Origin of the sequence: Streptomyces sp. TS71-3 (genome assembly GCF_018327685.1) — a bacterium.
In the GTDB taxonomy this organism is placed as follows: Bacteria; Actinomycetota; Actinomycetes; order Streptomycetales; family Streptomycetaceae; genus Streptomyces.
Map to the genome: position 1 here is coordinate 796847 of NZ_BNEL01000001.1, position 16071 is coordinate 812917.

A 16071-nucleotide genomic window follows, 5' to 3' on the forward strand; every position below is an offset into this window, starting at 1 on the left:
TGGGAACGGGGCCGGGCGCAGGTCGTGCGGGGGGCTGGACGGGCCCTGTGGGCGACCGGGCACGCCCCGTAGGGGGCCGGGCAGGGCCCGCGGCGCCCGTGGCGGACCCCCGCGTGCGACCGCCGCCGGGACCGGATTGGAACCGCGACAGGCTCATCCGGGAGGATGGGGGCATGACCGCCCAGATTCTCGATGGCAAGGCCGCCGCGGCCGCGATCAAGTCCGACCTGACCGCCCGCGTGGCGGCGCTCAAGGAGAAGGGCGTGCTGCCCGGCCTCGGCACGCTGCTGGTCGGCGACGACCCGGGCAGCCAGAAGTACGTCGCGGGCAAGCACCGCGACTGCGCCCAGGTCGGCATCGCCTCCATCCAGCGCGAGCTGCCCGCCACCGCCTCCCAGGAGGAGATCGAGGCGGTGGTCCGCGAGCTCAACGCCGACCCGGCCTGCACCGGCTACATCGTCCAACTGCCCCTCCCGAAGGGCATCGACGAGAACCGCGTGCTGGAGCTGATGGACCCCGCCAAGGACGCCGACGGCCTGCACCCCATGAACCTCGGCCGGCTGGTCCTCGGCGAGCCCGCCCCGCTGCCCTGCACCCCGTACGGGATCATCCGGCTGCTGCGCCGGCACGGCGTGGAGATCAAGGGCGCGGACGTCGTCGTGGTGGGCCGGGGCGTGACCATCGGCCGTCCGATGCCGCTGCTGCTCACCCGCCGCTCGGAGAACGCCACGGTCACCCAGTGTCACACCGGCACCCGCGACCTCGCCGCGCACCTGCGGCGGGCCGACATCATCGTGGCCGCCGCGGGCGTGCCGCACCTGATCAAGCCGGAGGACGTCAAGGCGGGCGCGGCGGTGCTCGACGTGGGCGTCTCCCGCGACGAGAACGGCAAGATCGTCGGGGACGTGCACCCCGGGGTCGCGGAGGTCGCCGGCTGGCTCTCCCCGAACCCCGGTGGCGTCGGCCCCATGACCCGGGCCCAGCTCCTGGTCAACGTCGTCGAGTCGGCCGAGCGCGGGGCCGGGGGTGCGGCGTCGTGACGGGCGAGCCCGGGGCGGCGGGACGCACGGCTGACGCGGTCGAGACGGCCGAGGTGGCCGGCACGGCAGCGGAGGGGCGCACGGCTGACGCGGTCGGCACCGGCGAGGCGGGGCGGACCGCTGCCGCGGCCGGTGCGGCCGAGGCGGGGCGGACGGCCGGCGGAGTCGGTGCGGCCGAGGCGGGGACGGGAACGGGCGCGGAGCCGGCGCCGTCCGGTGCGGGGGGCGGTACGGAGACGGGCACGGACAGTGCCGCCGCGCCGTCCGCCGGCGCGCGGCCGCAGCGCTCGCGCCGTTTCCCGCTGTTCACCAAGGACACCGCGCGCCCCGAGGGCGGCGGCCGTGCGGCGTCCGGGGACGCTCCGGCGCCGGCCCGCCAGTGGCCGGTGCTCACGGTGCTGCTGCTCTTCGGCCTCGGCCTCCTGCTGACCGCGTTCGACTTCTTCCGCGCCGGCACCCTGCTCGCCGGCCTCGGCCTGATCGGCGGCGCGCTGATGCGCTGGGCGCTGCCGTCGGTCGGCATGCTGGCGGTGCGCTCCCGCTTCACCGACATGGTCACCTACGGGGTGCTCGGTGTCGTGATAGCGCTCCTGGCGATGATGGCCCAGCCGCACCCCTGGCTGGAGATACCGTTCCTGGACGACATGCTGCACTTCACCATCAAGTGAACTGAGGGGCCGGCCAGCGACTGAGGGGCCGGCCGGCGGTTCCGCCAACGCCCGTTCCGCGGCGCGGATTCCGTGAGCCGGATCTCATGAAGACTCGTGAGAAGCGGGGAATGCTTCGGCCGATCCGGGGAACGCGAGTCTTACCCCCACGGGAGTGGCCACACCCCCGACGGCGGCCGCTCACGCCCCTCCCCGCCCGGGCGCTGAGCGGCCGCCGTTCTCATGCCCGGGCATGAGCGGCCACCGCTCCTCCGCGTCCGGGGGCGGTCGCGGGCCGCCGTTTCCGCGTCCGCCGCGGGGCGGGCCGGGCGCCCCTGCGCCGTCGGGCCGTGCCGGGCGCGATAGCCTGACCGCGGATCTCTTGATGCCGAGAGACCACGCAAGGGGGCATCGCCCCCCACCGCCAGATGTCAACGGAGAACGCCATGACCCGCACTCCCGTGAACGTCACCGTCACCGGCGCGGCCGGTCAGATCGGTTACGCACTCCTCTTCCGCATCGCCTCCGGCCAGCTGCTAGGCGCGGACGTGCCGGTCAGGCTGCGGCTGCTGGAGATCACCCCGGCGCTGAAGGCCGCCGAGGGCACGGCCATGGAGCTCGACGACTCCGCGTTCCCGCTCCTGGCGGGCATCGACATCAGCGATGACCCGAACGTGGCCTTCGACGGCGCCAACGTCGCCCTCCTCGTCGGCGCCCGGCCGCGCACCAAGGGCATGGAGCGCGGTGACCTGCTGGAGGCCAACGGCGGCATCTTCAAGCCGCAGGGCAAGGCGATCAACGACCACGCCGCGGACGACATCAAGGTCCTCGTCGTCGGCAACCCCGCCAACACCAACGCCCTCATCGCCCGCTCCGCGGCGCCGGACGTACCGGCCGAGCGGTTCACCGCCATGACCCGCCTCGACCACAACCGCGCGCTCGGCCAGCTCGCGAAGAAGGCCGGCGTGTCCGTCTCCGACATCTCCCGCCTGACCATCTGGGGCAACCACTCCGCCACCCAGTACCCCGACATCTTCAACGCCCGGATCGGCGGCAAGAGCGCCGCCGAGGTCGTCAACGACGAGAAGTGGCTCGCCGAGGACTTCATCCCGACCGTCGCCAAGCGCGGCGCCGCCATCATCGAGGCCCGCGGCGCCTCGTCGGCCGCCTCCGCCGCCTCGGCCGCCATCGACCACGTGTACACGTGGGTCAACGGCACCGCCGACGGCGACTGGACCTCCATGGCCATCCCGTCCGACGGCTCCTACGGCGTCCCCGAGGGCCTGATGTCGTCGTTCCCCGTCACCACCAAGGACGGCGCGTTCAGCATCGTCCAGGGCCTGGACGTCAACGACTTCTCCCGCCCCCGCATCGACGCCTCCGTCAAGGAACTCAGCGACGAGCGGGACGCGGTCAGTGCGCTGGGCCTGATCTGACCCCTCCTGGGTGGCCCCTTACGTGGGGGTGCCCCGAGAGGGGCGCGGGGCTGTGTTGATGTGCGGCTCCGCCGCGTGGGCGCGAGCAACCACGACTGGGGGCACCTCCCACGCCCTTCAGGCAGTGGGGGACGTCAGGTCGTCACCGTCCCGGAGGGGCGGTTTCGGTCGTCTCCGGACCAACGGCCGGTGGCTGGTTGCTCGCGCAGTTCCCTGCGCCCCTTTTCCAGGCGTCCCTCACATCGCCGGACCGTAGATTCCCTCATCAAGGTGACGCTCACGGTATTGCCGTGGCCATACCGTGCACTCCCCGCTAGTGTTCGAAACCGACGCGTCAGCTCTGCCAACCCTGCCCTGTCCGGGCGGAGTTGGCCGGGGCATCATCGGGACATCGGGGGGTCCGGAGATGGAGAGCGAGTCGTCTCGGCGGGCCGCGTGGCCCGTGCGGGACAGCAGGCACACCGAGGCCACCCGCCTGCTCTGCGCGGGCGCCCGCCTCAGCACCTCCTTCCGTACCCGTGTCATCGACGAACTGGTGGGCCAGGCCCAGCGCCCCGTCGCCCCCTCCTATGGCGCCGACGTGCTCCCGGTGCTCGCCCACGCCCTCGGCGCCCGCCGCGAGGAGGCGCGCACGGCCCTGCTGCTGCTCGCCGTCTGGGTGGGATTCCTGGTCTCCGACGCCGTCATGACCTGGGACGCGGTGTCGGATGCCTATGGCGGTGCCTATGGCGGCGACTCCCCCCTGTCCGCGATCGATCTCCCGCTGCTCCTCTTCCGGCCGGAGGCCGTCGCGGGGTTCCGCCCGGACGTCCAGGGACCCGGCCTCGTCTTCACCCAGCTGAGCTGGGCGCTGTCGTACGCGGTGGTCGTCGTCCTGCTGTGGTTCGCGCGGCAGGTGTCCGGGAGCACCGTGGAACTCCCGGCGGCACTCCGGAAGGCGCCCTTGCCCGGCTCCGTGAAGGGCGTGCGCAAGAACACCGCCTCCGTGCTGCGACTGCTCGCCGGCCTCCTCGCCGTCCTGTACGGGTACGCCGCCGTCAGGATGATCGCCGACACCCCGTACCCGGTCATCTTTCCGCTGCTGATCGCCGTCGTCGTCTGGTGGCACCGGTCGGTCCACCAGCGGAGCCTTCGTGCCTCCCTCTCCCGGCGCTCCTTCGCCGAGGCGGAGCCCCCGCGCCTGGCCGGCCGGTACGCGCACACGGCCGAGCTCATCCAGCGCGAGCAGCGTGCCTCGCTCACCCTCTACGACCCGCACCGCCCGTTCGTCGGCGCCGGCACCACGCGCAAGCCCTGGCTGGTCGTGCTGGAGCTCCAGCCCAGGGGTGGCGAGGACACCGAAGCAGACGGTGAGGAAGCCAAGACCGGGCCCGCGCCGGGCCCGGTACCGGCGCCGCGCGCGGCGGGCGAGGGACCTTCCGGGCACCCCTCGGGTGGGCCGGGGACTCTCACCGCACGCGACGTCATCGAGATGATCGAGCCCAAGCTGCGCGCCCTGCGCACGTCCACGGCGGCCACCAGCAAGGACCGGCTCCAGGCGCTGGAGATCGAGGAGTTCGTGTACCTGCCGTCCGGCGTCGGGCGCGACGAACTGCTGCACACGGCGGACGGCGCCCCGCCCAGGCCGATCCATGACGCGGCCCAGGTCGCCCGGCACCTGGCCGAGTCCCTCGGCGAGGGCGGCGAGGCGCGCCGCCACTTCCTGCGGGTGAGGGTCGGCGCCTGGGACGAGCAGGTCGTCGTCTCCCTGCTGGTCAGGGTGCACACGCAGGGCGGCATGCTGGTCCTCGAAGTGGTGCCGCACGTACTGGGCCCGATCATCGCCGAGTTCCGGGCCGTCGACGCCCTGGTCGAGGCCGAGCCCGCAGGGCCCCTGCGGGACGGCATCGGGGCGGCCCTGGCGAGCCCCATGGAGGGGATGGCGATCGGCATCGGCGCGCTGCGCACCCTGCGCTCCGAGCTCAGGCTGAGGCTGGCCCCGCCCCGGCTGGCCGCCCCTGACGCTCCCAGCGTCTCGCTGCGCGAGCTCGTCAGCACCGACGAGCTGTCGCTGCTCCAGGAAATGGACGTGACCCGTTACATCAGGACCCTCCAGGACCGGATCGGCGAGGGCGTCCGCGATGCCCTGCACGCCCGCGGCTACCGCACCGACCGCCTGGAGCAGAACATCACCACCATCAACAGCAGCCTCTACATCGGCGAGATGTCCGGCGGCGCGGTGGCCACCGGCACCCACGGCATGGCCACTCACAGGGAGGGGAGCACCGCATGAGCACCGACCACGACCCCGCCGCCCCCGGCGCGGGCACGCCCGCTCCCGGCGCACCGGCGGGGGCCGGGCAACCGGGCGGCACGTCCGTCACCATCAACTCGATGTCCGGCGGCTCCGTCGCCACCGGGGAGCACGGCAGGGCCGAGTCCACCAACGTCACGGTCCAGGGGCTCGATCAGGCACATCAGGAGCTGCTGGCCGCCGTGGCCGAGCTGCGCCGGCAGCTGGCCGAGGCGCAGGCGGCGGGCTCCGAGGGTGCCGACAGCGGGCTCCTCGCCCAACTCACCGAGGTCCAGGGGGAGATCACCGCGCACGGCCAGGCGCCACGGCCGCTGCTGGCCCGCCTGCTGGCCGGTCTCGCCGCGTACGGCCCGGCGGCGGGCGCGGCCGCCTCCGCCGTGGCCACCGTCATCCAGGCGCTGGCGCCGCTGCTCGGCTAGGAGCGGCGCCCCGGCGCGGACCACCGGCTCGTGGACCGTTCCGGGCACCGTTACACCAAGGGGGACGAGATGGTCAGACGCTTCGACGCCGACCGCCAGGAATGGGCGAGCGATGAGCAGGAGGACCGGCTCGGCGAGCTGCGTCGCCGTGACGCGCTGCGCCAGCGGCAGGCGCTGCTGGTGTCGGTCGCGGTCCTCGCCGTCTGCGGCATCGGCTTCGGCACCTACGCGCTCGGGTGGAAGGACGAGCCGAAGCCGCCCGCGGCCCAGCCGAGCCGGCCGCCCGGTTCCGGTGCGACGGCGGGCGGCGGCAGCGGATCGCCGACGCCCTACCCGTCGGAGCCGTCCTCGCCCGCATCGACGGGCGCGCCCGCCGGATACCAGGTGGACGAGGACACCGAGGGCTTCCGCATAGCCGTGCCCGACGGCTGGCAGCGCTCCACCGCGGGCTCCGCCTACGGCTTCCCGATCGTCAACTACCGCAGCTCCGACGGTTCCCGCAGGCTCCAGGTCTACGAGGTGCAGGAGTCCTCGCCGGACGAGTCGCTGCAGACGTTCCTGGAGCAGGTCCCGAAGTCCGAGGGGTTCAAGAAGCTGTCCCTGGAGGAGATGCCGGACGCCGAGGGCCGCCCCGGCGCCCGCCTCGAATACGTCACCGACAAGCTCACCGCCGAGCCCGACATCGGCGGCTGGCACGTCGTCGACCACCGCTTCGAGGCGGCGGACGGCAAGCTGTACGCGCTCGCCTCCTACGGTGCGGAGGCGGACGGCAGGGCCGATGAGACCCAGGTGCTGAACACGGCGCTGGCGTGGTTCTGCCCGCCGCTCACCGAGTGCGAAGCGCCTGCGGCGGGCTTGGGCCGATAGAGACTGCCCCTTCGGGGCGTCTCCGTCCCAGAGGGACAGCCTGCGTCGTGTCCGGACCACCGGTGGCTGGTCGGTTGCTCGCTCCCCCACTGCCTCAAGGGCGTGGGAGGTACCCCCACCCCGCGCCCCTTCGGGGCGCCGGGCGTACCCGGCACAACCAGTTATCCGCAGTGCGGAACATGCCGGTAACAAGACCGCCGCGCGAGGGCCACAGACCGGCCATACGTTACGATCCGCCCGGCGTTGGCCAAGGCTTGGGGGTGGCGGCGGGCTCGTTCGGTCCGCTCAGAGTGAGGCTGTCACCTTGTCACACGTCACCTGCCGCAAGAGACGGGCGGGGCGTTCGCTCCGCGTCGCCGCCGTGCTCGTCCTCGGGGCCCTCGGCGTCAGCCAGGCCAACGGGGCCGCCGCCGCGGGCGAACCGGCCGCCGGCCACCCCTGGTCCGTGACCCGTGTCGCGGGCGGCTTCCGTGTCACCCTCGACCTCGACAAGCCGCTGCCCATGACCGCCGACGTCCCGACGCTCTCGGCGGACGGCACCCCCCTCGGCCCCGCGACGGAGTCGGCCGACGGCACGTCCCTGTCGCTCGTCACCACCGACCCCTCGGTGCTGCATGCGGCGTCGGTGACCACCGGGGCCGCCACCACACCGTCCGGCACCGGCCCGGCGTCCCCCGCCCGCCCCCCGGCCGAGCCCGAGGCGCCCGGGGCACCGAAGACGCTCCCGGCGGACCCGTCGGAGCCCGGTCACCACCATGTCTCCGAGGCTGTCTACGACTTCGGCGACCAGGCGATACCCCTGCTCAACACAGGCGGCATCCGGGGCGAGCTGGAGGGCAAGGTCTACCTGCCCGACGGCCCCGGCAGGAAGCCCGTCGTGATCTTCGAGCACGGCCGCCACACCTCCTGCTACGGGCCCGGCAAGCCCAACCCCGCCGCGTGGCCCTGCCGCACCTCGCCCGACAGCACGGAACAGCGCTCGCCCGTCCCCAGCTACCTGGGGTACGACGCGCCCGCCCGCGCCCTCGCGAGCAACGGATACGCCGTCGTCTCCGTGTCGGCGAACGCGATCAACGCCACCGACAACCAGCTCGCCGCCGACTACGGCGCCCAGGCCCGCGGCGAGCTGATCCTCGACACCCTGCGGATGCTGAAGAAGGCCGACGCCCGCCAGAGCGTCGTCTACCACGACGCGTTCACCGGCCGCGACGTCAGCCTCGCGCAGGCGCTCGACGGAGACATCACGCCGTCCGACCTCGCCGGCAGGCTCGATCTCCACGACGTCGGGATCATGGGGCACTCCCGCGGTGGCGAGGGCGTCGTGGCCGCCGCCACGCTCAACGACGCCCTGCCCGTCCCGGAGCAGTTCGGGATCAAGGCGGTGCTGCCGCTCGCGCCCGTCGACTACGACCGGATCTCCCTGCCGAACGCGGCGACGGCGACGGTGCTGCCGTACTGCGACGGCGACGTGGAGAACCTGATGGGCCAGCACATCGTCGACGACTCGCGGCATGCCTTCGACGACGACGTGCTGCGCTCCGCGGTGCTCGTGATGGGCGCCAACCACAACTTCTTCAACACCATCTGGACGCCGGGCGGCTTTCCCGCCGGCACCGCCGACGACTGGGCGGCGGCCGACGGCGCCGACGACCCCGTGTGCGACCCCTCGTCCGCGACGACGACACGGCTCACCCCGCAGCAGCAGGTCGACGTCGGCACCGCCTACGTCTCGGGCTTCTTCCGGCTCACGCTCGGCGGGGAGAAGCAGTTCCAGCCGATGTTCGACGGCTCGGACGTGATGCCGCCCTCGACGCCGTTCGCGCACGTCACCGTGGCCGCGACCCAGCCCGCGAGGTCCCGCGTCGGCATCAGCACCTTCGAGCACGCCTCCGCCGCTGTCCGCACCGCAGGCGACGCCACCGCCGCGGTCTGCGAGGGCATGGGCGGCACCGGAGGCGTCACGCTCGGGCAGCCGCTGCCGTCCTGCTCCACCGGCCTCAGCGAGGCCGCGGTGCCGCACTGGTCGCCGGCGCTGTGGGCGTGGAACGTGCCGGCCTCGCCGATGCTGCACATGACGTGGACGTCGGCGAGCGGCCGGGTGCGCGTGGCGGTCCCGGCGGGCGCGCGGGACGTGCGCCGGTTCCAGCAGCTGTCGGTGAAGATGGCCGCGGACGAGTCGGTGGCCACCGCGACCGACCTGGCGGTCACCGTCGCGGACGGCTCCGGGCACACGTGGTCCTCGCCCGTCTCCGCGCTCAACGCACAGGCGGTGACCCGGATGCCGGGGGTCAGCTCGCCGTGGCTGCGCAAGGTGATCCTGCGGCAGGTGACCATCCCCACGTCCGCGCTGCACGGTCTGAACATGCGGGACATCCGCGAGGTGCGGTTCTCCGCGACGAAGGGCGCTCCGTCGGGCGGCGTCTACCTCTCCGACCTCTCGGTGGAGGACCGGGCGGTCGGCGCGCGGGTTCCCGAGCGGCTGGCGGGTGTGGACGTGGTACCGGCCCGCGTCGACGAGGGGTCGGGGCCCGGCACCGCCGAGGTGGCCGCCGTGCTGTCCAGGCCGGTGGACCACCCGGTCACCGCGTACGTCAGCGCGTTCGGGGCTGCGGGCGGCAGGGCCGGGGACGCGATGCACGAGGTGGCCTTCGCACCGGGGCAGGTGTGCGTCGCGGTGCGGGTGCCCACGTACGGGGACACCGTGCCGAGCGCCACCGCGACCACGTCGTTCAAGGTCTCGGCGACCGACGTGTCCGGGGCGGTCATGGGCGACAAGGGCTTCGGCACCCTCACCGTGCGCGAGGACGACGGGGTCACCGCCGGTGACCCGGCGCCCGCCTTCGGCGTCCCCGGCGACGCCTGCGCCGAGTACGCGGCCTCGCGGACGCCGGGCAGGCTCGACGTCGGCGGGCCCGTCACGGCCGGTGCCACCACGCCCGTGACGGCACGCGGCTACCGGTCCGGGGAGAGCGTCGAGTTCCGCCTCGGCGCGACGTCACTGGGCAGGGCGGTGGCGGACCGCCACGGCACGGTGGCCTTCGCGGCACGGATACCGGCGGGCGCTCCTGCCGGGGCGACGACGATGACGGCGACCGGTGCGGGTTCCGCGCATGCGGACACGGCGACGGTTCGGGTACGGGTGCGCGGCGCGCGCTGAGCCCCGGCGTGGGGCGCCCTTGGAGTCTCGGGTGCCCCCGGCCTACCCCCAGGGGTGCGGGGAACTGCGCGACTGGCCACGACGTGACCGCCGGGTCGTCGCCGTCCCGAGGGGGCTGGTTCTGTCGTGTCTGGACCACCTGCCGGCAGTGGTTGCTCGCGCAGTTCCCCGCGCCCCTGTAGGGCGGGGCTGCGCCCCGGCCCAGGGGTAGGCCGGTCCGCCGGCACGAAGCACTCGCCCGGCCGGGCGCGCCCCTATCCCGACGACAGTCGGGACTCCAGCTTTGCCACGTCGACCGAGTCCGAGGACGGCGGCGTTTTCGTCTGGACCGGCTTGTTGTAGTCCGACAGGGTGACGTCCACGTTCGCCTGGCTGCTGTGGACGGTGGCCCGCAGCGGGAACGGGGTGCCCACCGCCGAGACGAAGACCGTGCTGGACCTGCCGCTGCGCGAGCCGGAGAGCGGCACGGTGCGGGTGCCCGCGACCAGGGTGGCGCGGCCCTTGTGCAGCGCGCCCACACCCATGGCGGCGGTCTGCACCTGCTTGCGGAAGCCGTTCAGGTCGCACAGCCGTGCCGCCGACTGGAGGAAGTTGCTGCTGGTCGTGCCGTGCACCCAGCGGCCGTGCAGGAACGACGCGGCGCTCCGGCCGGTCTTCCCGGGGAGCTGGGTCTTCCAGAAGGTGTCGTTGGGCCGCAGCCAGACCTGGTTGCCGCGTTTGACCAGGGAGACCTGGCCGCCGTTGCTGTAGCCGAGGCCCGCCGTGCAGTCGCCCTTCCGGTCCAGGCGCAGGTCGGTGGAGCTGGGCCGGCGCGGGTCGGAGCGCGCCGACTTGTCGTTCAGGTGGGCGTGCAGCGAGGAGGCGCCCTGGAGGGCCTTGCTGCTCCTGCCGGCGATCTGCTGGGCGCTCTGCTTCTCGATGCCGTTGCTGCCGCCGCTGGTGGCCGGGGCGGCATGCGGCGTCCGCGGCTCGGCGCCCGCGGAGCTGGGCGTGGCGGGCAGCGCGGCCAGCGCGACGGCGGCGCAGCTCACCGTGGTGAGGAGCCCGTACCCGGCCAGGCGGGGCCCTCGCCGGCGCGCGGAGCCGGCCCGCCGGTACTCCGGCAGAGACCGCCGGTCCGTCCGCTCGGACCTCGGTTTCCTGGGCGACGTCGATGCCATCACAGGACCTCCTGGGATATATCCCCCTTCGGCATCCATCAGCGTAGGTTCCGCCCACTGGCGTCGCACTTGCTGTGGCGGTCGGCACGTTCGCGCATGGATCTCGTGTAGAGGTCGCATGGTTTCGGCCACCGCGGGAAGGCGCTCGGCCGCCGGCATGGCCCGGCCGGCAGCAGAACGCGACGGAAGGCATACGGAAGGTGTCCGCAGAGCAGAGCATCCACGTGGGCGGGGAGTGGCGTGCAGCCCTCTCCGGAGCCACGCGCGAGATCATCGACCCGGCCGACGGCAAGCCGTTCACGGCCGTCGCCGAGGCGGGCGGTGAGGACGCGGACGAAGCCGTTGCCGCGGCCAGGGCCGCGTTCGACGACGGGCCGTGGCCGGACACCCCCGCAGCCGGGCGCGCCGCCGTGCTGCGCACCACCGCCGACCTGCTCGGCCGGGACCGCGAGGAGCTGGCGCTCCTGGAGAGCCGCGACACCGGCAAGACCCTGGGCGAGGGCCGCGCCGACGTGGACTGCGTCGCCGACACCTTCCGCTACTACGCGGACCTGGTGGGCGCGGAGGACCCGGGGCGCGTGGTCGACGCGGGTTCCCCGGACATCCACAGTGTCGTGGTGCACGAGCCCGTCGGCGTCTGCGCCCTGATCGCGCCGTGGAACTATCCGCTGCTCCAGGCGAGTTGGAAGATCGCGCCGGCGCTGGCCGCGGGGAACACGTTCGTGGTCAAGCCCTCCGAGCTGACGCCGCTGACGACGGTGGCGCTGGTCCGGCTGCTGACCGAGGCCGGGCTGCCGGCCGGGGTCGCGAACATCGTCACGGGACCGGGCGACCCGGTGGGCGCGCGGCTCGCCGGGCACCCCGGCGTCGACCTGGTCTCGTTCACGGGCGGCCTGGTCAGCGGCACCAAGGTCGCCGAGCTGGCCGCGCCGGGCGTCAAGAAGGTGGCGCTGGAGCTGGGCGGCAAGAACCCGAATGTCGTCTTCGCGGACGCCTGCGCCACCGACGACGGCCTGGACACCGCGGTCGACCAGGCGCTGAACGCCGCGTTCATCCACAGCGGCCAGGTCTGCTCGGCGGGCGGGCGGCTGATCATCGAGGAGTCCGTCGCGGAGCCGTTCGTCGCCGAACTGGCCCGCAGGGCGGCCCGCGTCAGGCTCGGCCGCGGCACCGAGGACGGCGTGGAGTGCGGGCCGCTGGTCTCCGCGCGGCAGCGCGAGCGCACGGAGGAGTTCGTGGCGTCGGCGCTGGCGGAGGGCGCGGTACTGCGCACCGGCGGCAAGCGCCCCGAGCCGTCCACGGTCCGCCCCGCCACGGGCTACTTCTATGAGCCGACGGTCCTGGACCGCTGCCACCGCGGCATGCGGGTGGTCCGCGAGGAGGTGTTCGGCCCCGTGCTGACCGTGGAGACGTTCACCACCGAGGACGAGGCGCTGGCGCTCGCCAACGACACCGAGTACGGCCTCGCGGGCGCCGTGTGGACGCAGGACGCGGGCCGCGCCCGGCGCATGGCGCGCAGGATGCGGCACGGCACCGTGTGGATCAACGACTTCCACCCCTACCTGCCGCAGGCGGAGTGGGGCGGCTTCGGCAAGTCGGGCACGGGCCGCGAGCTGGGCCCGGCCGGCCTCGCCGAGTACCGCGAGACGAAGCACGTCTACCAGAACCTGGCACCCCGGCCGGTCCGGTGGTTCACCGGCTGACCCGAGCCTCGCACGCCCCACGTACGGAGCCCCCCGGCCACGGTTCCGTAGGCGCGGCTGCGGGGCCGGTCCCTTCAACGCCGCGCACGTGCGGGGCCACGCATGCGGCGCCCCGTAGGGGCGCGGGGAACTGCGCGAGCAACCGACCACCGGCGGACGGTCGCGGAGAAGACCGCAAGTGGCTGAACGAAGCGGCTCGCCGCAGGCGGCGCCCGAAAGGGGCGCGGGGTGGGGGTGCCTCCCACGCCTTCAAGGCTGTGGGGGAGCGAGCAACCAGCGACGGGCGGGTGGTCGCGGAGAAGACCGCAAGTGGCTGGACGAAGCGGCTCGCCGCAGGCGGCGCCCGAAAGGGGCGCGGGGAACTGCGCGACAAGCCCCCACCGGCGGGGTGGTCGCGAAAGGGCCCGCAAGGGGCTGGCCGTGGCGGCCCGCCGCAGGCGGCGCCCTGGAAGGGCCGCGGGGAACGGAAAGAGCAGCCCCCACCGACAGGTGGGCGAAGAAGAGACAGCAACCGGACCGGACACAGCGGCACGCCGCAGGTGCCTCCAGAGGAGGAGCGACTGACCATGCCCGAGTACGACTACGTCGTGATCGGCGGCGGCACGGCCGGATCCGTGATCGCCTCCCGGCTCACCGAGGACCCCGACGTCCAGGTCGCCGTGATCGAGGGCGGCCCCAGTGACGTCGACCGCCCCGAGGTGCTGACCCTGCGCCGCTGGATGGGCCTGCTCGGCAGCGAGCTCGACTACGACTACCCGACCACCGAGCAGCCGCGCGGCAACTCCCACATCAGGCACAGCCGCGCCCGCGTGCTCGGCGGCTGCTCCTCGCACAACACCCTGATCGCGTTCAAGCCGCTGCCGTCCGACTGGGACGAGTGGGAGGCGGCCGGGGCGGCCGGCTGGGGTGCCGTGCCGATGGAGGCGTACTTCGCACGGCTGCTGAACAACATCGTTCCCGTCCACGAGAAGGACCGCAACGCCATCGCCCGCGACTTCGTCACCGCGGCCGAGTCCGCGGTCGGCGTGCCGCGGGTGGAGGGGTTCAACGCCAAGCCGTTCACCGAGGGCGCCGGCTTCTTCGACCTGGCCTACCACCCCGAGGACAACAAGCGCTCCAGCGCCTCCGTCGCGTACCTGCACCCGTTCCTGGACCGGCCGAACCTCCACCTGATGCTGGAGACCTGGGCGTACCGGCTCGAACTGGACGGCACCCGGGCGACGGGCGCCCGCGTGCGCGCCGCGGACGGCACGGAGGAACTCGTCACGGCGCGCCGCGAGGTGCTGCTGTGCGCGGGCGCCGTGGACTCCCCGCGGCTGCTGCTGCACTCTGGGATAGGCCCCGCGAAGGACCTCCAGGACCTGGGCATCCCGGTGGTGCACGACCTGCCGGGCGTCGGCGAGAACCTCCAGGACCACCCCGAGTCGGTGATCGTCTGGGAGACCGGGGGCCCGATCCCGGAGAACTCCGCGATGGACAGCGACGCGGGCCTGTTCGTCCACCGCGACCGGGCGCGTCCGGGCCCGGACCTGATGTTCCACTTCTACCAGATCCCGTTCACCGACAACCCGGAGCGACTGGGCTACCGGCGCCCGGCGCACGGCGTGTCGATGACGCCGAACATCCCCAAGCCGCGAAGCCGCGGCCGGCTCTACCTGACCAGCGCGGACCCCGCCGTCAAACCCGCCCTGGACTTCCGCTACTTCACCGACGAGGAGGACTACGACGCCCGCACCCTCGTCGACGGCATCCGCATCGCCCGCCAGGTCGCACGGGCCGAGCCGCTCGCCGGCTGGCTGAAGCGCGAGGTGTGCCCGGGGCCTGACATCACCTCGGACGAGGAGCTGAGCGAGTACGCCCGCCGGGTCGCGCACACCGTCTACCACCCGGCAGGCACCTGCCGGATGGGTGCCGCCGACGACGAACTGGCCGTCGTCGACCCGCAGTTGCGGATCCGGGGACTTACCGGCGTCCGGATCGCGGACGCGTCCGTCTTCCCCACCCTGCCCGCCGTCAATCCCATGATCGGGGTGCTCATGACCGGAGAACGCTGTGCCGAACTGCTGAGGGAGGACGCCCGATGAGCAATCAGCCCGCCCAGCAGCCCTTCGACCCGCCGCCCGCCCAGCGTCCGCCGACCGGAAGCGGTGCCCGGGGGAAGCAGCCGGCCCCGGCCGGGTCCTCGCCCGACGGCGCCGCCCCGACCGATGGCGCCGCGGCGCCCGTCTTCGCCGTGGACGGCCTGTGGAAGGTCTTCGGGCCCAAGCCGGCCCGCGTCCCCTCCGACCCCGAGCTGGCCGGGCTCGACCCGGCCGCGCTGCGGTCCCGCACCGGCTGCACCGCCGCGGTGCACGACGTGTCGTTCAGCGTCCGCAAGGGGGAGGTCTTCGTCGTCATGGGCCTGTCCGGGTCCGGCAAGTCCACCCTCGTACGGTGCCTGACCCGGCTGATCGAGCCGACCGCGGGCAGCATCGCCATCGAGGGCGAGAACGTCCGCGAAATGGACCGTACGAGCCTGCGCGAGCTGCGCAGGCACCGCGCGGCCATGGTCTTCCAGCACTTCGGGCTGCTGCCGCACCGCAGCGTCCTCGACAACGTCGCCTACGGCCTCCAGATCCAGGGCATGCCCCGCGCGCAGCGCCGCGAACGCGCCGCCGAGATGGTCGCCAAGGTGGGCCTGGACGGCCTGGAGCAGCGCCGGCCCGGCGAGCTCTCCGGCGGCCAGCAGCAGCGCGTGGGCCTCGCCCGCGCGCTCGCCGTCGATCCCCAGGTGCTGCTCTTCGACGAGCCGTTCAGCGCGCTCGACCCGCTGATCCGGCGGGACATGCAGGAGGAGGTCATCCGCCTGCACCGCGAGGAGGGCCGCACCATGGTCTTCATCACCCACGACCTCAGCGAGGCGCTGCGGCTCGGCGACCGGATCGCGCTCATGCGCGACGGCCGCATCGTCCAGCTCGGCACCCCCGAGGAGATCGTCGGCTCGCCCGCCGACGACTACGTACGGGACTTCGTCCGCGACGTGCCGCGCGAGCAGGTGCTGACGGTACGCACCGCGATGCGCCCGGCGGACCCCGACGAGACCGACCGGGGCCCCGCGATCACGCCCGGCGCGACCGTCTCCGAGGCCATCGGGGAGGTGGCCCGCACCGGGTTCCCGGTCCGCGTCATGCAGGACGGGCGGTGCCTCGGCGTGGTCGACCACGAACGGCTGCTGGAGGTCATCGCCGCGAACGGCAGCGGCAGCGGCAACGGCAACGGCAACGGTGACGGTGGCGGCCCCGGGCACCGGGGCGCCGGCGGCGCGGGCGGCCTGAAGCACGCCGCGCCGGACGGCCGGGAGGTGGCCTGA

The 16071-nt window shown here is 73.7% G+C and carries 11 protein-coding genes; 10 read left to right on the forward strand and 1 reads right to left on the reverse strand.

The window, feature by feature from the left end:
- The first annotated feature begins 173 nt into the window (after positions 1–173).
- The 7 genes from Sm713_RS03430 (at position 174) to Sm713_RS03460 (ending at position 9859) form a co-directional block, all read left to right on the forward strand.
- Positions 174–1040: a bifunctional methylenetetrahydrofolate dehydrogenase/methenyltetrahydrofolate cyclohydrolase gene (locus Sm713_RS03430; protein ID WP_212908205.1), complete on the forward strand. Its 867-nt coding sequence runs from the start codon at positions 174–176 to the stop codon at positions 1038–1040.
- Positions 1037–1708 carry a DUF3017 domain-containing protein gene (locus tag Sm713_RS03435; protein ID WP_249416057.1) on the forward strand — a complete coding sequence of 224 codons (672 nt, stop codon included), beginning with the start codon at positions 1037–1039 and terminating at the stop codon, positions 1706–1708. The genes Sm713_RS03430 and Sm713_RS03435 overlap by 4 nt, the downstream gene beginning before the upstream one ends.
- Before the next feature lie 425 nt (positions 1709–2133).
- Positions 2134–3123, forward strand: a complete 990-nt coding sequence (locus Sm713_RS03440) for a malate dehydrogenase (RefSeq protein ID WP_212908206.1) — start codon at positions 2134–2136, stop codon at positions 3121–3123.
- A 406-nt stretch (positions 3124–3529) separates the two neighbouring features.
- Positions 3530–5395, forward strand: coding sequence for a hypothetical protein (locus Sm713_RS03445; RefSeq protein WP_212908207.1), 1866 nt, complete (start codon positions 3530–3532; stop codon positions 5393–5395).
- A complete protein-coding gene (locus Sm713_RS03450) occupies positions 5392–5835 on the forward strand; it encodes a hypothetical protein (protein ID WP_212908208.1) in 444 nt (147 codons plus the stop codon). Before Sm713_RS03445 ends, Sm713_RS03450 begins: the two co-directional genes overlap by 4 nt.
- Positions 5836–5904: 69 nt before the next feature.
- The gene (locus Sm713_RS03455) at positions 5905–6702 is read left to right on the forward strand and encodes a hypothetical protein (RefSeq protein ID WP_212908209.1); all 798 of its coding nucleotides are present in this window, start codon (positions 5905–5907) and stop codon (positions 6700–6702) included.
- 304 nt (positions 6703–7006) lie between these two features.
- Positions 7007–9859: a hypothetical protein gene (locus Sm713_RS03460; RefSeq protein WP_212908210.1), complete on the forward strand. Its 2853-nt coding sequence runs from the start codon at positions 7007–7009 to the stop codon at positions 9857–9859.
- A 254-nt stretch (positions 9860–10113) separates the two neighbouring features.
- Here Sm713_RS03460 and Sm713_RS03465 read toward each other — a convergent pair whose 3' ends face one another.
- Complete coding sequence (locus Sm713_RS03465) at positions 10114–11019, reverse strand: hypothetical protein (RefSeq protein ID WP_212908211.1); 906 nt, start codon at positions 11017–11019, stop codon at positions 10114–10116.
- A gap of 200 nt (positions 11020–11219) precedes the next feature.
- Between Sm713_RS03465 and Sm713_RS03470 the strand changes: the two genes are divergently transcribed.
- The 3 genes from Sm713_RS03470 to Sm713_RS03480 all read left to right on the forward strand — a co-directional run bounded on the left by Sm713_RS03470 (position 11220) and on the right by Sm713_RS03480 (position 16071).
- Entirely contained in the window at positions 11220–12722 is a 1503-nt protein-coding gene (locus tag Sm713_RS03470; RefSeq protein ID WP_212908212.1) for an aldehyde dehydrogenase family protein, read from the forward strand.
- Positions 12723–13288: 566 nt separating this feature from the next.
- On the forward strand, positions 13289–14806 hold the full coding sequence (locus Sm713_RS03475) for a GMC family oxidoreductase (RefSeq protein ID WP_212908213.1): 1518 nt from the start codon (positions 13289–13291) through the stop codon (positions 14804–14806).
- Entirely contained in the window at positions 14803–16071 is a 1269-nt protein-coding gene (locus tag Sm713_RS03480; RefSeq protein ID WP_212908214.1) for a glycine betaine/L-proline ABC transporter ATP-binding protein, read from the forward strand. Before Sm713_RS03475 ends, Sm713_RS03480 begins: the two co-directional genes overlap by 4 nt.

Coding starts and splice junctions, on each gene's coding strand:
- Sm713_RS03480 (WP_212908214.1), top strand. CDS start 14,803: ATGAGCAATCAGCCCGCCCAGCAGCCCTTCGACCCGCCGCCCGCCCAG.
- Sm713_RS03440 (WP_212908206.1), top strand. CDS start 2,134: ATGACCCGCACTCCCGTGAACGTCACCGTCACCGGCGCGGCCGGTCAG.
- Sm713_RS03475 (WP_212908213.1), top strand. CDS start 13,289: ATGCCCGAGTACGACTACGTCGTGATCGGCGGCGGCACGGCCGGATCC.
- Sm713_RS03430 (WP_212908205.1), top strand. CDS start 174: ATGACCGCCCAGATTCTCGATGGCAAGGCCGCCGCGGCCGCGATCAAG.
- Sm713_RS03445 (WP_212908207.1), top strand. CDS start 3,530: ATGGAGAGCGAGTCGTCTCGGCGGGCCGCGTGGCCCGTGCGGGACAGC.
- Sm713_RS03465 (WP_212908211.1), bottom strand. CDS start 11,019: ATGGCATCGACGTCGCCCAGGAAACCGAGGTCCGAGCGGACGGACCGG.
- Sm713_RS03455 (WP_212908209.1), top strand. CDS start 5,905: ATGGTCAGACGCTTCGACGCCGACCGCCAGGAATGGGCGAGCGATGAG.
- Sm713_RS03450 (WP_212908208.1), top strand. CDS start 5,392: ATGAGCACCGACCACGACCCCGCCGCCCCCGGCGCGGGCACGCCCGCT.